At 31.7% G+C, this 22,205-nt stretch carries 18 protein-coding genes, 1 tRNA gene and 4 pseudogenes; 9 read left to right on the top strand and 14 right to left on the bottom strand.

The annotated features are described in order from the left end of the window. Positions 1 to 58: 58 nt before the first annotated feature. The 7 genes and pseudogenes from JMUB898_RS01095 to JMUB898_RS01060 form a co-directional block, all read right to left on the bottom strand. Positions 59 to 190 (bottom strand): annotated as a pseudogene (locus tag JMUB898_RS01095) (hypothetical protein); the annotation flags it as partial. Between the two features lie 78 nt (positions 191 to 268). After that, complete coding sequence (locus JMUB898_RS12740; protein ID WP_232019003.1) at positions 269 to 1,183, bottom strand: hypothetical protein; 915 nt, start codon at positions 1,181 to 1,183, stop codon at positions 269 to 271. An 834-nt stretch (positions 1,184 to 2,017) separates the two neighbouring features. Further along, a pseudogene (locus JMUB898_RS01080) lies at positions 2,018 to 2,494 on the bottom strand (NAD(P)H-binding protein); the annotation flags it as partial. Between the two features lie 266 nt (positions 2,495 to 2,760). Then, positions 2,761 to 3,570 (bottom strand): phosphonate ABC transporter, permease protein PhnE, encoded by an 810-nt coding sequence (gene phnE / locus JMUB898_RS01075; protein ID WP_002444697.1) that lies wholly within the window; start codon positions 3,568 to 3,570, stop codon positions 2,761 to 2,763. After that, on the bottom strand, positions 3,567 to 4,373 hold the full coding sequence (phnE, locus tag JMUB898_RS01070; protein ID WP_002444699.1) for a phosphonate ABC transporter, permease protein PhnE: 807 nt from the start codon (positions 4,371 to 4,373) through the stop codon (positions 3,567 to 3,569). The genes phnE (JMUB898_RS01075) and phnE (JMUB898_RS01070) overlap by 4 nt, the downstream gene beginning before the upstream one ends. 1 nt (position 4,374) lies before the next feature. Beyond that, on the bottom strand, positions 4,375 to 5,148 hold the full coding sequence (phnC, locus tag JMUB898_RS01065) for a phosphonate ABC transporter ATP-binding protein (RefSeq protein WP_002444702.1): 774 nt from the start codon (positions 5,146 to 5,148) through the stop codon (positions 4,375 to 4,377). Positions 5,149 to 5,269: 121 nt separating this feature from the next. After that, positions 5,270 to 6,223: a phosphate/phosphite/phosphonate ABC transporter substrate-binding protein gene (locus JMUB898_RS01060; RefSeq protein WP_037541749.1), complete on the bottom strand. Its 954-nt coding sequence runs from the start codon at positions 6,221 to 6,223 to the stop codon at positions 5,270 to 5,272. Positions 6,224 to 6,456: 233 nt separating this feature from the next. Between JMUB898_RS01060 and JMUB898_RS01055 the strand changes: the two genes are divergently transcribed. The 3 genes from JMUB898_RS01055 (at position 6,457) to JMUB898_RS01045 (ending at position 10,006) form a co-directional block, all read left to right on the top strand. Beyond that, on the top strand, positions 6,457 to 8,010 hold the full coding sequence (locus JMUB898_RS01055) for a Gldg family protein (protein ID WP_037541750.1): 1,554 nt from the start codon (positions 6,457 to 6,459) through the stop codon (positions 8,008 to 8,010). 72 nt (positions 8,011 to 8,082) lie between these two features. Continuing rightward, positions 8,083 to 9,618 (top strand): bifunctional metallophosphatase/5'-nucleotidase, encoded by a 1,536-nt coding sequence (locus tag JMUB898_RS01050; RefSeq protein ID WP_037541751.1) that lies wholly within the window; start codon positions 8,083 to 8,085, stop codon positions 9,616 to 9,618. Positions 9,619 to 9,628: 10 nt separating this feature from the next. After that, the gene (locus JMUB898_RS01045; protein WP_002444709.1) at positions 9,629 to 10,006 is read left to right on the top strand and encodes an iron chaperone; all 378 of its coding nucleotides are present in this window, start codon (positions 9,629 to 9,631) and stop codon (positions 10,004 to 10,006) included. Positions 10,007 to 10,180: 174 nt separating this feature from the next. Here the strand turns inward: JMUB898_RS01045 and JMUB898_RS01040 are convergent. Next, positions 10,181 to 10,528, bottom strand: a pseudogene (locus JMUB898_RS01040) (MFS transporter); the annotation flags it as partial. 94 nt (positions 10,529 to 10,622) lie between these two features. On the opposite strand from JMUB898_RS01040, the gene JMUB898_RS01030 reads away from it, so the two are divergent. Beyond that, a complete protein-coding gene (locus JMUB898_RS01030) occupies positions 10,623 to 11,795 on the top strand; it encodes an IS256-like element IS256 family transposase (protein WP_000195429.1) in 1,173 nt (390 codons plus the stop codon). Positions 11,796 to 11,924: 129 nt separating this feature from the next. On the opposite strand, the gene JMUB898_RS01025 is transcribed toward JMUB898_RS01030, so the two are convergent. From JMUB898_RS01025 to JMUB898_RS01005, 4 genes and pseudogenes are all read right to left on the bottom strand, one after another. Further along, positions 11,925 to 13,364 (bottom strand): bifunctional aminoglycoside N-acetyltransferase AAC(6')-Ie/aminoglycoside O-phosphotransferase APH(2'')-Ia, encoded by a 1,440-nt coding sequence (locus tag JMUB898_RS01025; RefSeq protein WP_001028144.1) that lies wholly within the window; start codon positions 13,362 to 13,364, stop codon positions 11,925 to 11,927. Then, entirely contained in the window at positions 13,365 to 13,769 is a 405-nt protein-coding gene (locus JMUB898_RS01020) for a GNAT family N-acetyltransferase (protein WP_000134308.1), read from the bottom strand. Positions 13,770 to 13,813: 44 nt separating this feature from the next. Next, on the bottom strand, positions 13,814 to 14,986 hold the full coding sequence (locus tag JMUB898_RS01015; protein WP_000195429.1) for an IS256-like element IS256 family transposase: 1,173 nt from the start codon (positions 14,984 to 14,986) through the stop codon (positions 13,814 to 13,816). Between the two features lie 101 nt (positions 14,987 to 15,087). Beyond that, a pseudogene (locus JMUB898_RS01005) lies at positions 15,088 to 15,924 on the bottom strand (MFS transporter); the annotation flags it as partial. Between the two features lie 598 nt (positions 15,925 to 16,522). On the opposite strand from JMUB898_RS01005, the gene JMUB898_RS01000 reads away from it, so the two are divergent. Then, positions 16,523 to 16,611 (top strand) — tRNA-Thr (locus tag JMUB898_RS01000). A 257-nt stretch (positions 16,612 to 16,868) separates the two neighbouring features. On the opposite strand, the gene JMUB898_RS00995 is transcribed toward JMUB898_RS01000, so the two are convergent. Together JMUB898_RS00995 and JMUB898_RS00990 are read right to left on the bottom strand one after the other, a co-directional pair. Beyond that, positions 16,869 to 17,513: a hypothetical protein gene (locus JMUB898_RS00995; protein WP_002444715.1), complete on the bottom strand. Its 645-nt coding sequence runs from the start codon at positions 17,511 to 17,513 to the stop codon at positions 16,869 to 16,871. Between the two features lie 522 nt (positions 17,514 to 18,035). Beyond that, on the bottom strand, positions 18,036 to 18,608 hold the full coding sequence (locus JMUB898_RS00990) for a TetR/AcrR family transcriptional regulator (RefSeq protein WP_002444719.1): 573 nt from the start codon (positions 18,606 to 18,608) through the stop codon (positions 18,036 to 18,038). A gap of 165 nt (positions 18,609 to 18,773) precedes the next feature. Here JMUB898_RS00990 and icaA point away from each other — a divergent pair, with 165 nt between their 5' ends. Genes icaA through icaC form a run of 4 tightly spaced genes read left to right on the top strand, consistent with a single transcriptional unit; the run spans position 18,774 to position 22,204 of the window. After that, entirely contained in the window at positions 18,774 to 20,009 is a 1,236-nt protein-coding gene (icaA, locus tag JMUB898_RS00985; RefSeq protein ID WP_037541752.1) for a poly-beta-1,6 N-acetyl-D-glucosamine synthase IcaA, read from the top strand. Continuing rightward, positions 19,973 to 20,278 carry an intracellular adhesion protein IcaD gene (gene icaD / locus JMUB898_RS00980; RefSeq protein ID WP_037541753.1) on the top strand — a complete coding sequence of 102 codons (306 nt, stop codon included), beginning with the start codon at positions 19,973 to 19,975 and terminating at the stop codon, positions 20,276 to 20,278. The genes icaA and icaD overlap by 37 nt, the downstream gene beginning before the upstream one ends. After that, on the top strand, positions 20,275 to 21,144 hold the full coding sequence (gene icaB, locus JMUB898_RS00975) for an intercellular adhesin biosynthesis polysaccharide N-deacetylase (RefSeq protein ID WP_002444725.1): 870 nt from the start codon (positions 20,275 to 20,277) through the stop codon (positions 21,142 to 21,144). The genes icaD and icaB overlap by 4 nt, the downstream gene beginning before the upstream one ends. Further along, positions 21,131 to 22,204 (top strand): polysaccharide intercellular adhesin biosynthesis/export protein IcaC, encoded by a 1,074-nt coding sequence (gene icaC / locus JMUB898_RS00970; protein WP_002444727.1) that lies wholly within the window; start codon positions 21,131 to 21,133, stop codon positions 22,202 to 22,204. The genes icaB and icaC overlap by 14 nt, the downstream gene beginning before the upstream one ends. Position 22,205 lies beyond the last annotated feature (1 nt).

Raw genomic sequence — 22,205 nt, 5'->3', positions numbered from 1 at the left:
TTTATGGAAAATGGATGACCATATCATCAAATTTATCAAATGTTAGAATACTTAAGCATCAATTTCTAATCATTTTTCTTTTAACGTCCTTCGTCATCAATACATATGTTTCTAAAGCCACTTTATGATATTCAAATATGACGTTTCTCTGACCATTTTGTCGATTATTGACGCTTGCTTTGAGTTGTTGTTTAAACTATTTCATTAAAAATCGGATAAGTGCTTCCCAGCTGTTGTGTATGTATTTTCATTCTTAATATTTTCTTATTTATATCGTCTTGAAGTTATACTTCTCATCTTGAATTCCATCTTTCAAATAAATCCCCCACAGAATGTAGCATAAGGCTCCGGCATTTAAAGACTTGAACATGATTATTTCTACACAATTAACAAGTAACGTTGCTATAAACAATACAATCGTCACTCTAAAAGGTTTTCTAGCTAAAAGAATCACTTTCAATATGTAAATTACATAGCAAGTCAATCCAATCATACCTGTAAAAATAATAACTTCAAAAATGATATTTCCCGCTTCAATGTTTAAATTTTTTAGATAACCATTCGCATGATGCATAGGTATTCCGAATCCACTACCTAAAAATGGATGAGTTTCAAAAGCATATTGAATATTTTTGATTTGATTATCTTTAGGCATAAGTACATTTTCTATTGAATTCCCTTTAAAAATGAAGTTTACCATTAAGGAGTGAACTAAAGGATGAAAAATACTTGTTATAGCTAGCATTAGAATTCCCAAAATCATCGGGTATTTATAGCGCTTTTTTAAATTTAAAAGTAATAAAATAATTAAGAGACTTATCATTAGCGTTACCCATGCTAGTTTAGAATCTGTTAAATAAAGTTCAATTATTGCAATTAATACAACAAATAAATTTAATAAATTTATTTCATATTCCCGCAGGATATAGAGGATAAGAATCAATAATCCCATTAAAAGAACTACCGCAAAGGTTTTGTAATCACTCAAAAAGCCATGAAATGACTCACCCTTAATGAAATAATTTGTTGGCTTCAACACGATGGGTAACAAGGAAAAGATAATTAGCAACTTTACTTGTTGTGCAGTCCATATTACAAGTTCTTCAATATCTTTAATTAAACATATTAATAGTACGATAATCGTTAAAGGAATAAAGTAATTAATAATTTTAATTACAGACATCATTGGATAGTCCGAGACAACAAGACTTATCAAAATATAAATCAACATTAAATTCATTGACGAAAAAGCAAAGTTAAACATAATATAACTTCGCGTCCATTTCTTAATATATCTAATAAGGAAAAATATTCCTATCACATATATTAAAATGTATTGCATATATGTGATAAAAACAGTACTTTCTCCAAGATCAAAAGTCGAATTCATTAAAGTTCTTATCATATATAGATATATAAGTTGAATTACGCCGATTACGCCTCTTTTGAGTAGTATGAGTGATAATAATATTGCTAAAAAGAGCGTCCATTTATTGCATATACTCATTATGAAAATGAGACTAATTAGTGTATTTTCTCTGATGGTCTGTTTGTTCATTTTCAAAAATTGTTTCATTTATACTTCTCCAAATCATCTTGCTGTTAATTCTACTGCGTCTTTAGAAAGACTCGCTTGAGGTGTGAAATGATAAGCCTACTATGCCTACTCACCTATTTATTTCTATTGTTATTTTATTAGTTTATTATGTTTTGTAATTATAGCATGAAATGTTTGTGGCACATATATTTTTAGCAATTCCAGCCATTTTCTATAAAAAAGCAGGGAGAGGGACAGAAATATAATTTAGCAAAATTATTTTCGTTGTCCCTCTCCCAACTTTCATTGTTTGTAGAATTTCTTAAAAAGAAATTCTCTGTGTTGGGGCCCCGCCGGCAAGGATGGCTAGGATTGAAAGAAGCTTGATATAAGTGAACTTTCAATTCAGACATCTACTGCCAATATGTTAAAGAAGGCTGAAACATTTAATTATGTCTCAGCCTCTGAACTGCATATCATTTATTCAATATTTTTCAAAGCATCTTTTATCTCAGTTTGACCTGATTGAATAAAAATGTCTTTTCCTTCTACTGAAGGTTCTTGAAGTGATTCAATTAATACCGTTGCAACATCTTCACGTGGAATTGTATAACTATTTGGGTCTCCGTTAATTTTTAATTCAGCTTCAATTTTGCCAGTTCCTTCATCATCTTGAAGTGGGCCTGGATGAACGATTGTGTAATTTAATCCTGAATTTTCAATGTAAAGATCTGAAAAATGTTTTGCAACTGCATAAGGTCTCATCACATCTGATTCTTTTTCAGGTTCAATACTGTCTGTTGCACTTAATTGAACAAACTTTTTCACATTATGATTTAATGCGAAATCTACGGCTTTTTTAGCACCCAATAAATCAACTAGCAACGTTTTATCTGCGCCAGTGCTACCACCTGAGCCTGCTGTAAAGATGACGCTATCTACGCCTTCAAATGCATTTGAGAAATCACTTTTCTACCAACTGCTCCATTAGAGCCGATAACTAAAACGTTCATTGATATAACCCCTTCCTTATTTTGTATGCACATGCATATTAACGCTTAAATCAATGCAACTCAACTCATATGCTTATATACCTTATAGGTGTGTTGTTTTCCTGAAAATAAAAAAAAGAGTATACCGGGCGTCTTAAAAGTGAGTCTCTCTATTTAAAAACTCTAATTTGAAACATTTAAGACGGTAAGTATACTCATTAAAATAGATAATCACACGATACGTTTACGTATTGCCCCGGAAATAAGGTCAACAATTGCCACCATAAGCACTAATCCTATTAGAATAATGCCTACACGATCCCATGAACGTGTTTGTAACGCGAAGATTAGTGGCGTTCCTATACCTCCAGCACCAATTAAACCTAAGATAGAGGCAGAACGTAAATTTAACTCAAAACGATAAAGAATCAATGATATAAACGACGGAAGAATTTGTGGAATCACAGCAAATATCAATGTTTTAGTTTTATTAGCACCACTTGCTTTTAATGATTCTACGGCACTAAAATCTAAACTTTCAATATCTTCTACAAATAATTTTCCTAACATTCCTACTGAATGAATCCCTAGTGCTAATACACCTGAAAAAGAACCTGGTCCAACAGCTTTAATAAAAATAAGTGCCATCACAATTTCTGGGAAAACTCTGATAATACTTAAGATAAATTTGCTTGTCCCGGTAACTGGTCTTAATTTAACCATATTTCTTGCTCCTAAAAATGCAAATGGAATACATATAATAGAAGCAATAAAAGTACCGATGACAGCTATAGCAAATGTTTCTAATAAACCTCTTAATAAGTCCTCACCTGCAGGTATGTATATATAACCTAAATCTGGGTGAAACAGACCATAAAAAATTGACTTTAGTATTTCAATGGATTTACTTTTTAGTTCGAGTGCAGGCATACCCGCAAAGGCCCAAATAATGATAATCGCAACTACAACAGCAATCATCCAATTCTTTATCATTTTTTGACGATGTCGTTTTGAATTCAATTCAAACTTTTGTTCATTCATGCTAATTTCTCCCTCACTTTCGAACTCACAAAGTCGATAATGACAACGATGACAAGTGTGAATAAAATAATCATTGCTGTTTTCTTATATTGGAATAATCCTAAAGTTTGATCATAGAATAATCCGATACCTCCAGCACCAACTAAACCTAAAACAGCTGATGCACGAATGTTAATTTCAAAGGCAAATAAAACATATGACATAAATGAAGAAATTGCTTGAGGAACAACGCCAAATACAATCCATTTTATTTTGTTGGCACCAACAGCTGTCATCGCCTCCATTGGACCTGGGTCGATTGTTTCTAGAGATTCATATAATAGCTTTCCAATAATGCAGATAGTGAGAATAAATAATGCTAATACCCCTGGAATTTGTCCAATACCAAATACAGCAACGAATACTGCTGCTAAGAGAAGGTCTGGTATTGTACGGACGATATTCAGAATAAAACGAGCTGGAATAGCAATCCACTTTGTTTGAACAATATTACTCGCACATAACAACGCTACTGGTATAGATACAATACTCCCAAGAAACGTCCCTACAATTGCCATTCGAATCGTATCTAACATCGGTTTAGTAATCTGGTCAAGATAACTCCAGTCTGGTGGCACCATTTGGCCAAAGAATGAACCAATTTGCGGAATACCTACCATTAAGTCACCTATACTAAACCCCGTATAAATAAAACTCCAGATAATCAAAGCAATAATTAATATAATTGAAAAGCTTGTTTTAAGGGACATCTTTTTATTTAAATATTGATCATATTTATTTGTAGGTGATGTAGGTGTAGCCATATTACTCCACTCCTAACTTTTCATCGTCATTAATTGCACGACCGTAAATATGATTGAACACTTCTTCATCCGCTTCATATGCTGGTCCATCGTAAACGAGTTCACCGGCTCTTAAACCGATAATTCTAGATCCATATTCTCGTGCTAAATCTACAAAGTGTAAATTAATTAAGATTGTAATGCCTAATTCTTCATTAATTTTCTTTAAATCATCCATAACTTGTTTCGTTGTCAATGGATCTAATGAAGCCACTGGTTCATCGGCCAAGATAATTTCTGATTCTTGGCATAATGCACGTGCTATAGAAATACGTTGTTGTTGCCCACCAGAAAGTTGATCTGAACGTTGGTCGTATTTATCTAGAATATTTACACGTTCTAATGCATTCATGGCTTTAATTTTATCTTCTTTAGGAAATAGACCGAGAACCATTTTCCATGTCGGATGATAACCTACTCTTCCACTTAATACATTTCTTAAGACGGTAGAACGTTTAACAAGATTGAAATGCTGAAAAATCATCCCAATATTACGTCGCATTTCTAATAACTTTTTACCACGCGCTTTCGTAATCGATTGCCCTTCAATCGTAATGTCACCAGAAGTAATATCATGCAAACGATTGACTGATCTCAATAATGTTGATTTACCTGCACCTGACAACCCAACAATTACTGCGAAGTCACCCTTTTCAATATTTAAATTGATATCTTTTAATCCCACATGTCCATTTGGATATACCTTGCTCACATTCTTGAATTCAATTTGACTCATAACATACACCCTTCTTTTAAAAAGAAAAGCTAAGAAGTCTGAACAATCGATTAATCAATCTTTACATTCAGTCTCCTAGCTTTTCTGTTTTTGATTCAATTCATCCTATCGTTTAATTGTTTTATTTCATGTCTTGAACTTCTTTTTCATATTTTCTTACGATATCGAAGTTAGAATCCTTTGTATCTGTATATCCTTCATGTGAATACACTTCACTGATGATTTTGTGACCTTTTTTAGATTTAGCGATTTCTTTGAAAGCTTTTTTAAGTTTTTCTTGGAATTTCTTATCCATATCAGGACGTACTGAAATTGTATCGTTTGGAATTGGTTCAGTAAGTTTTAAAATTTTAGTATCTTTGAACACGTTTGGTTGGTCTTTTTTAACTATCGTACGTGCATCTTGGAATACTGCTGCTGCATCAACGTCTCCGTTTAATAGAGATATAACTGCTTGATCGTGTCCTTTCACGTTTACAATTTTCATATCTTTAGTTGCATTGATACCTGTCTCTTTTTTAAGTGTAGCTAATGGGAATGTGTATCCTGCTGTAGAAGTTACATCTTGAAGTGCGATTTTTTTACCTTTTAAATCTTTTAAGCTCTTAATTTTTGAATCTTTCTTAACTAAGATTTCAGATTTATAATCATCGACTAATTTTTTATTTGGTGAACCGTCATTATTTACACCAAAACGTTGTGCTTGAAGTAATAAGTCTGCTGCTTTTTGGTCATGCGCTAATGTATAAGCAGTTGGTGGTAAGAAACCTACGTCAACTTTTTTAGATTTCATTGCTTCTACAATTGTATTGTAGTTTGTTGAAACTGATACTTTTACTGGAATACCTAATTTGTCAGATAATAACTTTTCTAATGGTTTCGCCTTTGCTTCTAATTTATCCGCATTTTGAGATGGTACGAATTGAACTGTTAATTCCTTTGGTTTATAACCGTCTGAACTAGATTTACTATCTGAACTTTTCTTATTATTGTCTAACGAGCTAGAGTTCCCACAGGCTGCCGCGAAAATAACTACCGATAAAACAAGTACTACTAAAAATTTCAAATTCTTCATTATAATAACTGTCCCCTTCACATTTATAATGGTGTAATATGTATATTTTTGAACCTATAATTATAGATTAGCATATCTAATAAGTAATGAGTATTTAATTTCAATTAAATTTATAAATTTTTTATAATAAACAATAAGAGTTTGTAAAGAAATCGTTAAGTTCATTCAGCACTTTAAGTTTATATACTATAATTTTAAAAAGTATAAATTATAGTGAGGAGTCAATGATAGAGATGAAAATATTTAAAATACTAGGTTCTACTGTATTAGCAACTGCCATTTCAGTAACATCGATTCACTCAGCACAAGCAACGACACAATCCTCTTCTTCAACTTCAAATCAAAGTAATCAAAATGTACTATTTGATAATTCTCATGAACAAACAGCTGGTGCAGCTGATTGGGTCATTGATGGCGCATTCTCAGATTATGCTGATTCAATGAAACAACAAGGCTATAATGTAAAAGAATTAGATGGTGAAGCAAATATTAATGATAGCACGCTTAAAAATACTCATATTTTAGTTATTCCGGAAGCGAATAATCCATTTAAAGAAAAAGAACAACAAGCCATCGTCAATTTTGTTAAACGTGGAGGTAGTGTCATTTTCATCTCAGACCATTACAATGCTGATAGAAATTTAAATCGTATTGATTCTTCTGAATCGATGAATGGGTATCGTCGTGGTGCTTATCAAGATATGACAAAAGATATGGATAACGGTGAGAAAAACTCTAAAGCGATGCAAGGGGTTAAAAGTTCTGACTGGCTATCTGACAACTTCGGCGTACGCTTTAGATACAACGCATTAGGTGATTTGAATACAAAAAACATTGTATCTAATAAAGATAGCTTTGGTATTACAGAAAACGTTCATTCCGTTTCTATGCATTCAGGTTCAACTCTAGCAATTACCGATCCAGATAAAGCTAAAGGCATTGTCTATCTTCCTGATAACTTGTCTAATAACCAGAAATGGTCCCATGCTGTTGATCAAGGTATCTATAATGGCGGAGGTATAAAAGAAGGTCCGTATGTAGCTATTTCAAAAATAGGTAAAGGGAAAGCAGCATTTATCGGTGATACATCACTTGTAGAAGATAGTTCACCTAAGTATCAACGTGAAGATAATGGTAAATCGAAAAAGACATATGATGGTTTTGAAGAACAAGATAATGGCACACTTTTAAAAAATTTAACGACATGGATGGGTAAAACTGATAGTCATTCATCTATGAAAGAGACAGGTGTTAAACTTGATAGTAAAACACCTTTATTAAACTTTGAAAAGCCAGAAAATTCTACAGAACCTCAAAAAGAACCTTGGTCTCAACCTGAGAAAGGTTACAAATGGTACGACCGTTCAACATTTAAGCCGGGCAGTTATGGTAGCACACAAAGTGGTTCTGATAACAATGATAACGGTAATAACCATCATGGATCTGATAATGAAAAGGTGGGCGATGCTCAGTTTCTTTTGCCAAAGGACATTGAACCTAATCATCCGTTCCAAGTTAAGATAAAACTTAAAGGTTATCCTTCAAATAGTACGGTTGATGACTTATCAGTTGGAATTTATAAAGATGGTGGTAAACAAATAGGTAGCTTCTCTACTAATGATTCAGAATTTAGTAGTCCAGGTTATAGTGAGAAACAATCTGTGAAGACTGATCATCATGGTGAAGCTACATTGACATTAACCGCTAAAGTCTCAGAAGATATTAAAGATGCACATATTAGAATCAAACAAGGAAAGAAAGTATTAAAGACAAGTGGTATTAATTAATATATGTAATATTTTAAGGGGCATTGGTACAATATGTGTGTATCAATGTCTTTTTTATGGAGGTTTAGGCAGATGTCTCAATTAGCATTTTATGTAGTAAGTGATGTACACGGATTTATCTTTCCAACTGATTTTTCAGATCGACATAATGAGTTACCTATGGGTTTATTAAAAGCGAATCATCTCATTGAACAAGACAGCACGCACTATGATGGCACGATAAAAGTTGATAATGGAGATTTTTTACAAGGCTCCCCTCTGTGCAATTATTTAGTTTCGGAACTAAAATCGAGTCGTCCATTAACTGATATTTATAACCGATTAGGATTTAGTTTCGGAACAATTGGTAACCATGAATTTAATTATGGCTTAAGTTATTTAAAAGATACGATTCAACGGCTTGATTATCCCATTTTATGTGCTAACATTTTTGAAAATGGAAAACCTTTTACAGGCCAAGGAATTACCTATTTACATCAAAATGATGTAACCATTGGCGTCATTGGTTTAACAACACAATTTATCCCTCACTGGGAACAGCCTGAATACATTAAATCTTTAACGTTTGAAAGTGCTGTTGAAACCTTAAAAAAGCATTTACCAGAATTACGAAAGCATAGTGATATCGTTGTTGTAAGTTACCATGGTGGGTTCGAACGAGATTTAGAAACTGAAGAACCGACTGAAGCTCAAACTGGTGAAAATGAAGCCTCAGAAATTTTACGTTTATTTAGTAGCGACATTGATGTATTAATCACAGGCCACCAACACCGTGACATCGCTATGATTCAAAACCAAACAGCAGTAATACAACCTGGTACACGAGGCACTAAAGTCGGAAAAATTGTTTTAAATATTGAAAGTCAAAATGATATGCAAGTTGAATCATGTACGTTATTAAATGTTGAAGATGATTCTAACTTTGAAATTGAACCCCAAGATTTAAAACTACGTACACATTTAGAAAATTGGTTAGATGAAAAAGTGGCGACTTTGCCTACTTCGATGCGTGTTGAGAATGCTTTTGAAGCTAGAGTTAAGCCTCATCCGTTCATCAATTTACTAAACTACATTTTACTTGAAAGTAGCGGGGCTGATATCGCATGTACTGCCCTATTTGATTCTGCTAAGGGATTTGATACAGATATCACTATGAGAGATATCATCAATAACTATCCTTTTCCAAATACATTCAAAGTACTTGAACTGAGTGGTAATGATATTAAACGAGCTATTGAACGTTCAGCCTCTTATTTTGATTTACATGATAATAAAATAAGTGTGAGCGCAGACTTCCTTGAGCCTAAACCTCAGCATTTCAATTATGATATATTTGCAGGAGTTCATTATACAATTAATGTGAGTCGCCCTTATGGAGAACGTGTGAGCGAATTGAGTATAAATGGACAACCCTTGGATGAAAATAAAACATATACAATTTGTGTGAATAATTATCGTGCGGTTGGTGGGGGTAATTATGATATGTATGCAGATAAAACAGTAGTTAAAGATATTCAAATTGATGGGGCTCAGTTATTAATCAACTATTTATCTAATAATGACTTAAGTCACATTCCTCAAGTTGTTAATTTTGAAGTCGTAAAATAAAGGAGATATCATGTCAGAATTCACAGCATTTTTAAAAGATATTGAAGTTGCAGACCATCGTGAAAAAATGGAAGGCTTATTTGAGTGGATTGATTCACGTTTTCCCGAATTGAAGCGTGTGGTTAAATGGAATCAACCTATGTATACTTACAATGACACATTTATTATCGCATTTAGTAAAGCGAAACATCATTTTTCTATTATGCCAGAGGCTGCTTGTTTAAAACATTTTAAACAACGTGTCGCTGATGCTGGTTATACACAAACAGATAATTTATTAAGAATTAAATGGGATCAAGAAATTGATTATCCTCTAATTGAAGAAATGATTACATTGAATATGAAGGAAAAAGAAAATTATTCAAAGTTCTGGAGAGATCATAAATAATTGTTATATACATGGTTCAAAATATTTATATTTGAACGTGAATCATACTATAAGAGCTCCTAAAATGATTGTTTTAAAAACTTTCATTTAAGGAGCTCATTTTTTATTAATGCTATTTTTAGCTTTGAACTTACATTTTCACAGAAACATTCTTATTTCAGAATGATGATTTATTTAATTACTAAATGTGATGTGCTTTCTTTCATAAAGATGATTAACAAAGTTAAGAATGATACCTAATATGATAATCCCGCCAGAAATAAATGTAATTTGAATATAAGGTAAGCCAATAGATAGCAGTATAGAACCAATCATGGCACCTAAGAAGTTTGCCACGTTAAACACTGACGCCGCTAAAGTACTGGCAAGTAAAGGTGCTTCGTGTGCACTTAGTATAATCTTGCTGTTGAGCAATGGCGTTGTGCCAAATGTTCCGAAACCGAACATAAAACATATGATTAATGCTAAAACCGCGTAATGAACAACTGTTACAAACAGAATAATTGTAACGAATAGATAAAGTCCGTATAATTGTGTAAAAGTAAAAAGGCCATATAACAGTCCTTTTACGGTACAATGTTTTTAACGACAAAAACATACCCAGGAGGACTTTTACATGACCCAAGTACATTTTACACTGAAAAGCGAAGAGATTCAAAGCATTATTGAATATTCTGTAAAGGATGACGTTTCTAAAAATATTTTAACAACGGTATTTAATCAACTAATGGAAAATCAACGAACAGAATATATTCAAGCAAAAGAATATGAACGAACAGAAAACCGACAAAGTCAACGAAATGGCTATTATGAGCGCAGCTTTACGACACGTGTAGGCACGCTAGAATTAAAAGTACCCAGAACACGTGATGGCCATTTTTCACCCACAGTGTTTGAACGTTATCAACGAAACGAAAAAGCCCTCATGGCTTCAATGTTGGAAATGTATGTATCAGGCGTTTCAACTCGTAAAGTATCAAAAATTGTGGAAGAACTTTGTGGTAAATCCGTCTCTAAGTCCTTCGTTTCTAGCTTAACAGAACAGCTAGAACCTATGGTTAACGAGTGGCAGAATCGTTTATTATCAGAAAAAAATTATCCTTACTTAATGACCGATGTACTCTATATAAAAGTACGAGAAGAAAATCGAGTACTCTCAAAAAGCTGTCATATAGCGATTGGAATAACCAAAGATGGCGACCGTGAAATTATCGGCTTCATGATTCAAAGTGGCGAAAGCGAAGAGACCTGGACAACATTTTTTGAATACCTAAAAGAACGCGGTTTACAAGGTACGGAACTCGTTATTTCTGATGCGCACAAAGGATTAGTCTCTGCCATTAGAAAATCCTTCACCAACGTAAGTTGGCAAAGATGCCAAGTTCACTTCCTAAGAAATATCTTTACCACCATTCCTAAAAAAAATTCAAAATCTTTCAGAGAAGCTGTTAAAGGAATTTTTAAGTTCACAGATATTAACTTAGCGCGTGAGGCTAAAAATCGATTGATTCATGATTATATCGATCAACCAAAATATTCAAAAGCTTGCGCATCATTGGATGATGGATTCGAAGACGCCTTTCAATATACCGTACAAGGAAATTCCCACAATCGACTAAAGAGTACCAATCTAATTGAACGACTGAATCAAGAAGTACGCAGAAGAGAAAAGATTATTCGCATCTTCCCCAATCAAACATCAGCCAATCGCTTAATTGGAGCCGTTCTTATGGACCTACATGATGAATGGATTTATTCTTCAAGAAAATACATCAATTTTGATAAGTAGAAATGGTAAAAACATTGTATAGCATTTTACACAGGAGTCTGGACTTGACTCACTTCCTTTATTATTTTTCATTTTTTTAAACTATTTAATACTAATGTCTTTTATAATAGCTTTTCATATATTATATAATCAATCTTTATAAGTCCTTTTATAAATTTCTTTTCTACCATTTTCGATAAATTCCTGTTTAATATTTTTAATTCCATAAACAATAGTTTCAATAGGATAATATTCTTCAACTATATCTTGATATTCTTTTGCTTTCTCAATATCTATATTTCCATACATTCTTAATATATCTTCTCCAAAATTTGTTCCTATTTCTTCTTCACTATCTTCAAGTAAGTATATAAAATCACAATATTCATCTATAATTCCAGAATCTCCAAAATCAATTATTCCAGTTAATCTATTATTGCCATCTAACAATAGATGATTACAACTAAAATCATTATGGCATAAACACTTTTTACCCTCAAAAACTGTTGTTGCATTTAGTCTTTCCATAAAACTTTCTATATAATCTTTTTCTATATCAGTTAAATCATTATAAATAGTTTCACGCAACAATATATACTCTTCTAATACATTTTGTTTATTATCAATAGTACATTCACTAATATCTGTATAATCTAAACCGTGCATTTGTCTTAAAAAACTGGCAATATCTCGTTTTAACAAATTTTGTTCTTCTTCTGACATAGTAGAATAAATTTCTGGTGTTAAAAAAGTTCCTTTAATTTCTTTATAACCTAGTATAGATAATTCATCACTAATATACGAATATTCAATATTAGGAATTTTTACATTAGTTTCTAAATTTGTATTTAAAAAATTATATATTGCTTTTTCTTTTGCATAACCTTTTTTCTTATTAGTACTAAATTTTGTTTTAAAAATGTATTCATTATTAACTAAATATGCCACACTATCATAACCACTACCGATTATTTCAATACTATCTACTTTGAAATTATCAAAGTAATGCTCAATTAAATATTTCATTGCCTTAACATTTGTGGCATTATCATCATATCTATATTCCATTAAATAACAATCTTCTTTTTTGCCCTCGTGTAATTCATGTTCTGGCAAATCTTCAATAATTCTAAAACCAGATTTTTGGTATGCCCTTATTGCTCTTGGATTATTTTTATGAGGGTCTAAAATAACTGCATTAGCATTTCTTTCTTTTTTCAAAAATTCAAAAATCAATTTAATATATCTTGTACCAATTCCTTTACTCCAATAATTTGGCTCTCCTATAAATTGATCCATACCATAGACTATCTCATCAGTTTTTGGATAATGATAATCAGTATATAACTCATCATACATTTTATATATTTGTCCATATCCAATAGGAACATTGTTATATTCAATAATTACTCTAAAAACTTCATCTTCCCAAGGCTCTGTATAATGTTTTTTTAATGATTCTAATGTATATTTTTTATCTCTACCACCATAAAATTCTAATACTCTTTCATCAGTTAACCATTTTAACATCAAAGGAAAATCATCATCTATTAAAGTTCTTATACATATTTCATTTTCAACTATATTCATTTATTTATCACCTTTTTCATAATCATATACATATACTATTTCATCTTTATAATCATTTTTACCACCTAATTTTTCATATACATGGCAAGCTCTAGGATTACCTTTATCAGTTATTAAAAACATTTCAGAACAACCAATCTCTTTAGAATATTCCTTAATAAAAGATAATAATTTTGAACCATAACCTTTGTCTTGATAGTTAGGTAACATTCCTATTGAGTGTAAATAAAACATTGTTTTTCCATCAGGTCTTAAAAGTGTATAGCAATATGCAAATCCTATAATTTTATTATTTTCTTTAGCTATAAACCCAAATGAACTGGTATCATTAAGAAATCCTTTTAAATTATCAATATCAAAAACCATATTATCATCAATTAAAACTTCTTCCATAAACTCAGTCAAGTCCAGACTCCTGTGTAAAATGCTATACAATGTTTTTACCATTTCTACTTATCAAAATTGATGTATTTTCTTGAAGAATAAATCCATTCATCATGTAGGTCCATAAGAACGGCTCCAATTAAGCGATTGGCTGATGTTTGATTGGGGAAGATGCGAATAATCTTTTCTCTTCTGCGTACTTCTTGATTCAGTCGTTCAATTAGATTGGTACTCTTTAGTCGATTGTGGGAATTTCCTTGTACGGTATATTGAAAGGCGTCTTCGAATCCATCATCCAATGATGCGCAAGCTTTTGAATATTTTGGTTGATCGATATAATCATGAATCAATCGATTTTTAGCCTCACGCGCTAAGTTAATATCTGTGAACTTAAAAATTCCTTTAACAGCTTCTCTGAAAGATTTTGAATTTTTTTTAGGAATGGTGGTAAAGATATTTCTTAGGAAGTGAACTTGGCATCTTTGCCAACTTACGTTGGTGAAGGATTTTCTAATGGCAGAGACTAATCCTTTGTGCGCATCAGAAATAACGAGTTCCGTACCTTGTAAACCGCGTTCTTTTAGGTATTCAAAAAATGTTGTCCAGGTCTCTTCGCTTTCGCCACTTTGAATCATGAAGCCGATAATTTCACGGTCGCCATCTTTGGTTATTCCAATCGCTATATGACAGCTTTTTGAGAGTACTCGATTTTCTTCTCGTACTTTTATATAGAGTACATCGGTCATTAAGTAAGGATAATTTTTTTCTGATAATAAACGATTCTGCCACTCGTTAACCATAGGTTCTAGCTGTTCTGTTAAGCTAGAAACGAAGGACTTAGAGACGGATTTACCACAAAGTTCTTCCACAATTTTTGATACTTTACGAGTTGAAACGCCTGATACATACATTTCCAACATTGAAGCCATGAGGGCTTTTTCGTTTCGTTGATAACGTTCAAACACTGTGGGTGAAAAATGGCCATCACGTGTTCTGGGTACTTTTAATTCTAGCGTGCCTACACGTGTCGTAAAGCTGCGCTCATAATAGCCATTTCGTTGACTTTGTCGGTTTTCTGTTCGTTCATATTCTTTTGCTTGAATATATTCTGTTCGTTGATTTTCCATTAGTTGATTAAATACCGTTGTTAAAATATTTTTAGAAACGTCATCCTTTACAGAATATTCAATAATGCTTTGAATCTCTTCGCTTTTCAGTGTAAAATGTACTTGGGTCATGTAAAAGTCCTCCTGGGTATGTTTTTGTCGTTAAAAACATTGTACCGTAAAAGGACTGTTATATGGCCTTTTTACTTTTACACAATTATACGGACTTTATCAACGAATAAAAGTAAAAATGTGAGATAAAGATTCTTTGTTAATTTTTGTTCTGGAATACTTCCTGTGACTAAATTTCCAATTACCCCACCTAATCCGAACATAAATAGACATACTGTAAGACCTACCACTTTATATGGTGAAAAATCTCGAATCATCGGTTCCATAAATGTATACGTAGTGAACACGCCTGAATATCCAAATACAATAATAGAAATAACGATAAGAATATGTGGATTTTTAAATACTTTTAATTCATTAGCAATATTAGCTTCAGCGCTTAATGAAACTTTTGGAACAAATTTAATCATTCCAAGCATAGTAATCACAGCTAAACCAATCATGACACCAAATACAGTTCTCCAATTGGCAAATCCACCAAGGAATGATCCGAATGGCACACCTATCATGACAGCAATGGTTAGACCAGCTTGTACTAATGCAATCGCTTGTGGTTTCTTTGCGGGAGGAGCAACTGCAGCTGCTACGCTCATACATACGCCAAAGAATGGTGCGTGCATTGCTGCTGACATTAATCTTGATAATAATAATACGTTGAAATTAGGTGCTAACATTCCTACTAAATTACTTATAATGAATATGGCTACTAAAATAGGTAATAATCGATGACCATGTACTTTTAAAGTAAATATTCTCATAAATGGTCCTATGACAGCGACACTAATTGCATAAACACTAATTAATAAACCAGCGCTTGAAATAGAAACTTTCATATCACTAGCTATTTGTGTTAGCAAACCTGTGACTACATATTCTGCCATACCAACAGTAAATGTTCCTAACATAAATACGATGAACATCATTTTGTTTTCTCTCATTATTGCTCACTCCCTTTTTCTAATTTTTAAAAAATCAACATGAGTGATATATTATAAAAAATCATAACGCTTGTGAAGAGGTAAATTGAAATTTATTGTAGTATTTAAAAGTAGTGAGCGTAAGCTTTCATTTTATTTTCATAATAATAATATTAAGACAATTTTTGATGACGCAATATAAAGGTCATTTTAAAATTATCAGGATTTGAACAGAAATATGTATAATCATAAAAATGTGCCACTTTGATAACTAAGATGGCATTTTATTTTCTCTTCCCTAACATAATGAAATTTAACGTAAGTTTTTGAAAAGACTTTGATCAATTGTTATATTTATTTATAGAATTGTAATCATTGGAGGCTTAGGATGCGTTCTGAGAATAAAAAAGAACAGAAAAAACGCAAAAATTGTTGGCTTTGGTATATTTGGGATATTATTTTTGATGTTATATATTATAGTATCATCGGTGTGGTTAGATTGATTAAACATTGGATTTAATAGGTGTATGAGAATGGAATTTACATAAATTTAAAGAAAATGATACTTTCTCTTTACAAAATGCTTTGTGCGTTCTATAATAATTAATGTTCTGATTTTGGAGGGATACTCAAGTCTGGCTTAAGAGGCCAATCATTCGTGATTGGTAGGAGCTTTTGCTCGCGTTGGTTCAAATCCTTCTCCCTCCGCTAATTATTTTAAGGCAAGTTCTTATTACGAGAACTTGCCTTTTTTGTGTTCAATTCTATTTTTGAAAAGGTAAATTGAACGCATTTCTTCTATTATATATAAGTAATTTTGACCTTTTATTTTTCAATTTTATAAATATCAAAAAACCATAACGTATCTTATTAAGAAGCAACGTAAAGGAATACTTCTTGAATATCATACGCTATGGTTACGCTAACTAAATTAAGTTTTATTTATTGAATGCTTTTACTTCCAATTATTTATGTGGTTTGAACGTTTTTTGTGGTGCATAAATTGTAGTATTATATTTGTCTGCAATTTTTTGTGTTTCTTTATCTACTTTTTTCTCAAATGCTTTTTTAGACATTTTAGATGTGTCCCCGACATTTTTCTCTAATTCAGCGTATTGTGCTTCTGTCATTCCTTTTGGTGGTATACCTGCATATGGACGATTTCCTTGATGAGTTTGAGTTGATTTTGGTTTATATGTTTTTTGTGGTGCGTAGATTGTATTACCATATTTATTTGCGATTTTTTGTGTTTCTTTATCTACTCTTTTGTTGAATACTGAATCAGGCATTTCGTTAGCATTACCTACATTATATTCTAATTCAGAATATTGCTTTGAAGTCATACCTCTTGGCGCTATACCTGCATATGGTCTTGCTCCCATATCCGTACGTCCGTGTTTATCAAATTCTTTTAAATATCCCATTTTAGTGTTAAATTCTTTATTACTGATAATCCCATCTTTTTTTAATTTTGTTAATGATTCAACTTTTTCTTTATACGTAGCTGTATTGCCGTGATGATATTCACTTGCATTAGCGACTCCTGTTAAGCCTGATAAAGCAATCGTACCTGCTAATACTGCACTACTTAATAAAGTGACTTTCTTCATTTTACTGTAACCCCTTTCAAAAGTTTAAATCTTACAATTTCTACGTTATCATAAACTTTTAATTATTTCATTTATATTACAGAATTTTTACTGTCATTTTACATTCTTTAAATTAAATAACACTTATTAAATATAATTTTTCCATAATATAATAAAAAGCACCTACAACGACTACACTGTAGGTGCTAAAAATATTATATATATCTATTTAATTAGTAACTATCTCTCATGTTGAAAGGCTATCAACAATTGTATAAGTGAATTTAACAATTATGATCAAGCTATCATTTTTTATTATTGTAAATTTTAGCATCTGCCAAAAATTATATACATAAGTAAATCATTTTTATGAATAATTCTTATTACATTTGAATTATTCACTTTTCTAAGAAATTGCATAAAATTCAAATTTTATAAACTATACTTTAAGAATCTCAATTTTCATAAATGTTGTCAACTATTTTTTGATTTCAAAAAAATATGCAATGCAATTTCATGTAAAAACAAGAAATTTATTACACACTAGTTACCAAAATTATTTTTTACAAACACATTTAATAAAGAATATACTTGGTCTTTATAGCAATTCTTATTTTCTTCAATAACCCCGAATTTCTGTGAAAAGGATGCTCGCAAATACCAACTCTCTAAAAAAAGGAGTATCAAATTTTGAAAATCTTCTTTACCCATAGACATTTCGGAGGGATCATAATATCTTATAATTTCACTATCTAGCACTTCATTGACTTCTTTGAGATGATTGTGAATCTCTGGTGTTAACTCGTCTGGTGCACTGGATAATTGGACATATAACCTGATATACCTTTCATCGATATCAAATATAAATTCAAATAAAAACTGGTAAAGCCCATCAATTGAGTAGTTAGAATCACTGTTGTTTTCGAGTATAAACGTTTTAAAGTAGTTAAAACAGTTTTCTACACTTTTACGATAAATCTCTTCTTTATTGCTGTAATGATAATATAAACTTGCTTTTTTGATGTTTACACTTTTAGCAATATCATCAAGTGTAGTACCGTAATATCCCTTTTCAGAAAATAAGGTTATTGCATTATCAATAATCTTATTCTTCAATTCTAAAATCTCCCCCTTATTTAATTTTTAATCGTTATATTACAGAAAAATTAAGTTAAAATTACAAATATTACTTTTCAAGTATAACAACATTCTATTGCAAATTGAAATACTTTCGATTAATATATTCGATGCAACCTAACTAACGAAAGGTAGGTAAATAAAATGCAATTTTTTAACTTTTTGCTTTTTTACCCTATTTTCATGTCAATTTACTGGATAGTAGGTTCAATTTATTACTTTTTCACTAAAGAATCGCCCTTTAATAAGCGAGATATAGTCAACAACAATGAACAAATTGAAGGCATCACTTTCTTATTAGCATGTTACAACGAAAGTGAAACTGTAAGAGATACGCTATCGAATGTCCTGTCACTTAATTACGCAAAAAAGGAAATTATTATCATCAATGATGGCAGTTCTGATAATACTGCTGACATTATTTATGATATGAAGAAACATCACGACTTTAAGTTTGTGGATTTACAAGTTAATAGAGGTAAAGCAAATGCTTTAAACGAAGGTGTGAAGCAAGCTTCATATGACTACGTGATGTGCTTAGATGCAGATACGATTGTGGATCAAGATGCTCCGTATTATATGATGAACAACTTCAAGAAAAATCCTAAACTAGGTGCTGTCACAGGTAACCCACGTATTCGCAACAAGAGTTCTATTTTAGGAAAGATACAAACGATAGAATATGCGAGCTTAATCGGATGTATTAAACGCAGTCAATCACTGGCTGGCGCGATTAACACCATTTCAGGTGTGTTTACATTATTTAAGAAAAGCGCACTGAAAGAAGTCGGCTATTGGGATACTGATATGATTACCGAAGATATAGCAGTATCGTGGAAATTACACCTAGCGGGGTTTCATATCTTATATGAACCACGCGCATTATGTTGGATGCTTGTGCCTGAAACAGTTGGTGGTCTATGGAAACAACGTGTGAGATGGGCTCAAGGTGGACATGAAGTACTTCTTAGAGATTTTTGGGCAACGATGAGATCTAAGAAATTATCACTTTATATCCTCATGTTTGAACAAATCATCTCTATCACTTGGGTTTATATCATTCTGCTATACCTAGCATTTTTGTTGATGACTGCTAACTTCTTAGATTACACATATTTGAAATATAGCTTTTCAATTTTTTTCCTTTCATCATTTACGATGACATTTATCAACATCATTCAGTTTACAGTTGCTTTATTTATAGACAGTCGCTACGAAAAGAAAAATATAGTTGGTTTAATTTTTGTGAGTTGGTACCCAACAGTTTATTGGATTATCAACGCCGCCGTTGTCATTTTCGCATTTCCTAAAGCATTAAAAAGAAAGAAAGGTGGCTATGCTACATGGTCAAGCCCAGACAGAGGAAATATCCAACGGTAAAATCGTCTTTGAATTTAGTTAGGGAGAGCTTATTCATCGCGATATCTTGCGCATTTTGGATTTATTGTGTCGTTGTCATGATTGTATATATAGGGACGCTTATCAATTCACAAGTTGAAAGTGTGATTACGATACGTATTGCACTCAATGTGGAGAACGTAGAAATTTATAAGATATTTGAATTGATGCTGATTTTCTCAATCATTATTTTCATATTCTTTACTTTTAGTATGATTTTTCAAAAAATTAAGAAAGGTCGTGAAGCATGAAGCCTTTCAAATTTATCTTGATTAGCTTAATTATGATGTTAGTAATGACGAATGTAACACCAATCTTTCATCATAATGCAAAAGCTGATGAAGACAACAAGAAGTTAAAGTATCACAAGAATAGCGCTTTAGCGTTAAACTATCACAGAGTTAGAAAAAATGACCCCTTGAATGATTTTATAACTTTATTTTCAAGTAGTAAGGAAATTAAGAATTATAGTGTGACGGATAAAGAATTTGAGTCACAAATCAAATGGCTGAAGGAACATGATGCAAAGTTCCTTACTTTAAAAGAGTTTCTGAAGTATAAAAAGAAAGGTAAGTTCCCAAAACGTAGTGTGTGGATTAATTTCGATGATATGGATCAAACTATTTATCAAAATGCATTCCCAATATTAAAAAAATATAAAATTCCAGCAACTGGATTTGTGATTACTGGACATATTGGTCAACAAAACTTCCATAATTTAGATATGATGACTCAGTCTCAATTATCAGAAATGTATCGTACAGGCCTTTGGGATTTCGAAACACACACGAATAATCTACATTCGTTAAAGAAAGGAAATAAGTCAAAGTTTCTAGAAGCATCTAATCCTGCTGCTACTAAGGATATTGAAGATAGTGAAGATGTGTTAAATTCTAAATTTGGCAAAAATCAACATGCCATCGCTTACCCTTATGGTCTAATCAACAATAGTAAAATTCAAGCTTCTAAAGATGCAGGTATGAAATACGGATTTACATTAAGTGAAAAAGCTGTCACTCCAAATGTAAATAATTACAAAATACCTCGTATTCTAGTAAGTAACGATGCATTCGAAACTTTAATTAAGAAATGGGACGGTTTCAATGAAGAAAAATAGACTTGAATTAGTATACTTACGTACTTTTATATGTATCATTATTATTGTCACGCATTTATTAACACAAATCACTTTAGAACATGAACATCTTTCAGGAAGTTCGCTTATTCTGCAATTTTATATAAGAAATATAGTCATATTTGGGACACCTAGTTTTATCGTTTTATCACAGTTGTTAACTACATTAAATTATAAATCTGTTAGCGTGCAATATTTGTTTTCTCGCTTTAAGTATATCTTTATTCCTTATATATTAGTGGGACTATTTTATAGTTATAGTGAATCATTGTTAACCGCTTCGTCTTTTAAAAAGCAATTTATTGAAAATGTGATTTTGGGACAATGGTATGGTTATTTCATCATTATTATCATGCAATTCTTCATTTTATCGTACGTGATTTATAAGATTAATTATAAACTTTTTAATAGTAAGCTTTTATTATTGCTAGCCTTTGTCATACAACAAGCATTTTTATATTATTTTAATCATAGCGATGCTTTTCATGGATTTGTAAAACATTATTATCCATTAAGTGAGAATACGATGATACTTGGATGGATTTTCTATTTCTTTTTAGGTGGCTATATCGGGTACAACTATGAACGTGTACTATCATTCTTAGAAAAATATCTCGTCATCATGATTATGTTAGCATTGGGTTCATATGTACTATTTATTGCTATATCTGGGGACGATTATTGGAATGTTACCAGTTTTACTTATTCACTCACGCTTTATAACAGTGTAATGTTCTTTGTACTTGTAGGTATTTGCGCACACTTTAAAACCATGTTACTTAACACGGTTCAGATGATTAGTGCATTTTCATTCTTTATTTATTTGCTACATCCAATTATTTTGGATTCGCTATTTGCGTATACCAATATCTTTGAGGATAACACAGTTGTCTTCTTAGCCGTTTCCTTGCTGATGATTCTCGGCATCTGCATTGGTGTTGGTATGATATTGAGAGAATTTTATATTTTTAGGTTCGTTATTGGCAAACAGCCGTATAAGCTACAGTTTAATCATTATCAACCTAGTTGGAAATCACACTAAT

The sequence above is a fragment of the Staphylococcus caprae genome (assembly GCF_003966625.1).
GTDB lineage: Bacteria > Bacillota > Bacilli > Staphylococcales > Staphylococcaceae > Staphylococcus > Staphylococcus caprae.
The sequence above is the reverse complement of the archived record's forward strand: the minus strand, read 5'-3'. Positions and strand labels throughout refer to the sequence as shown.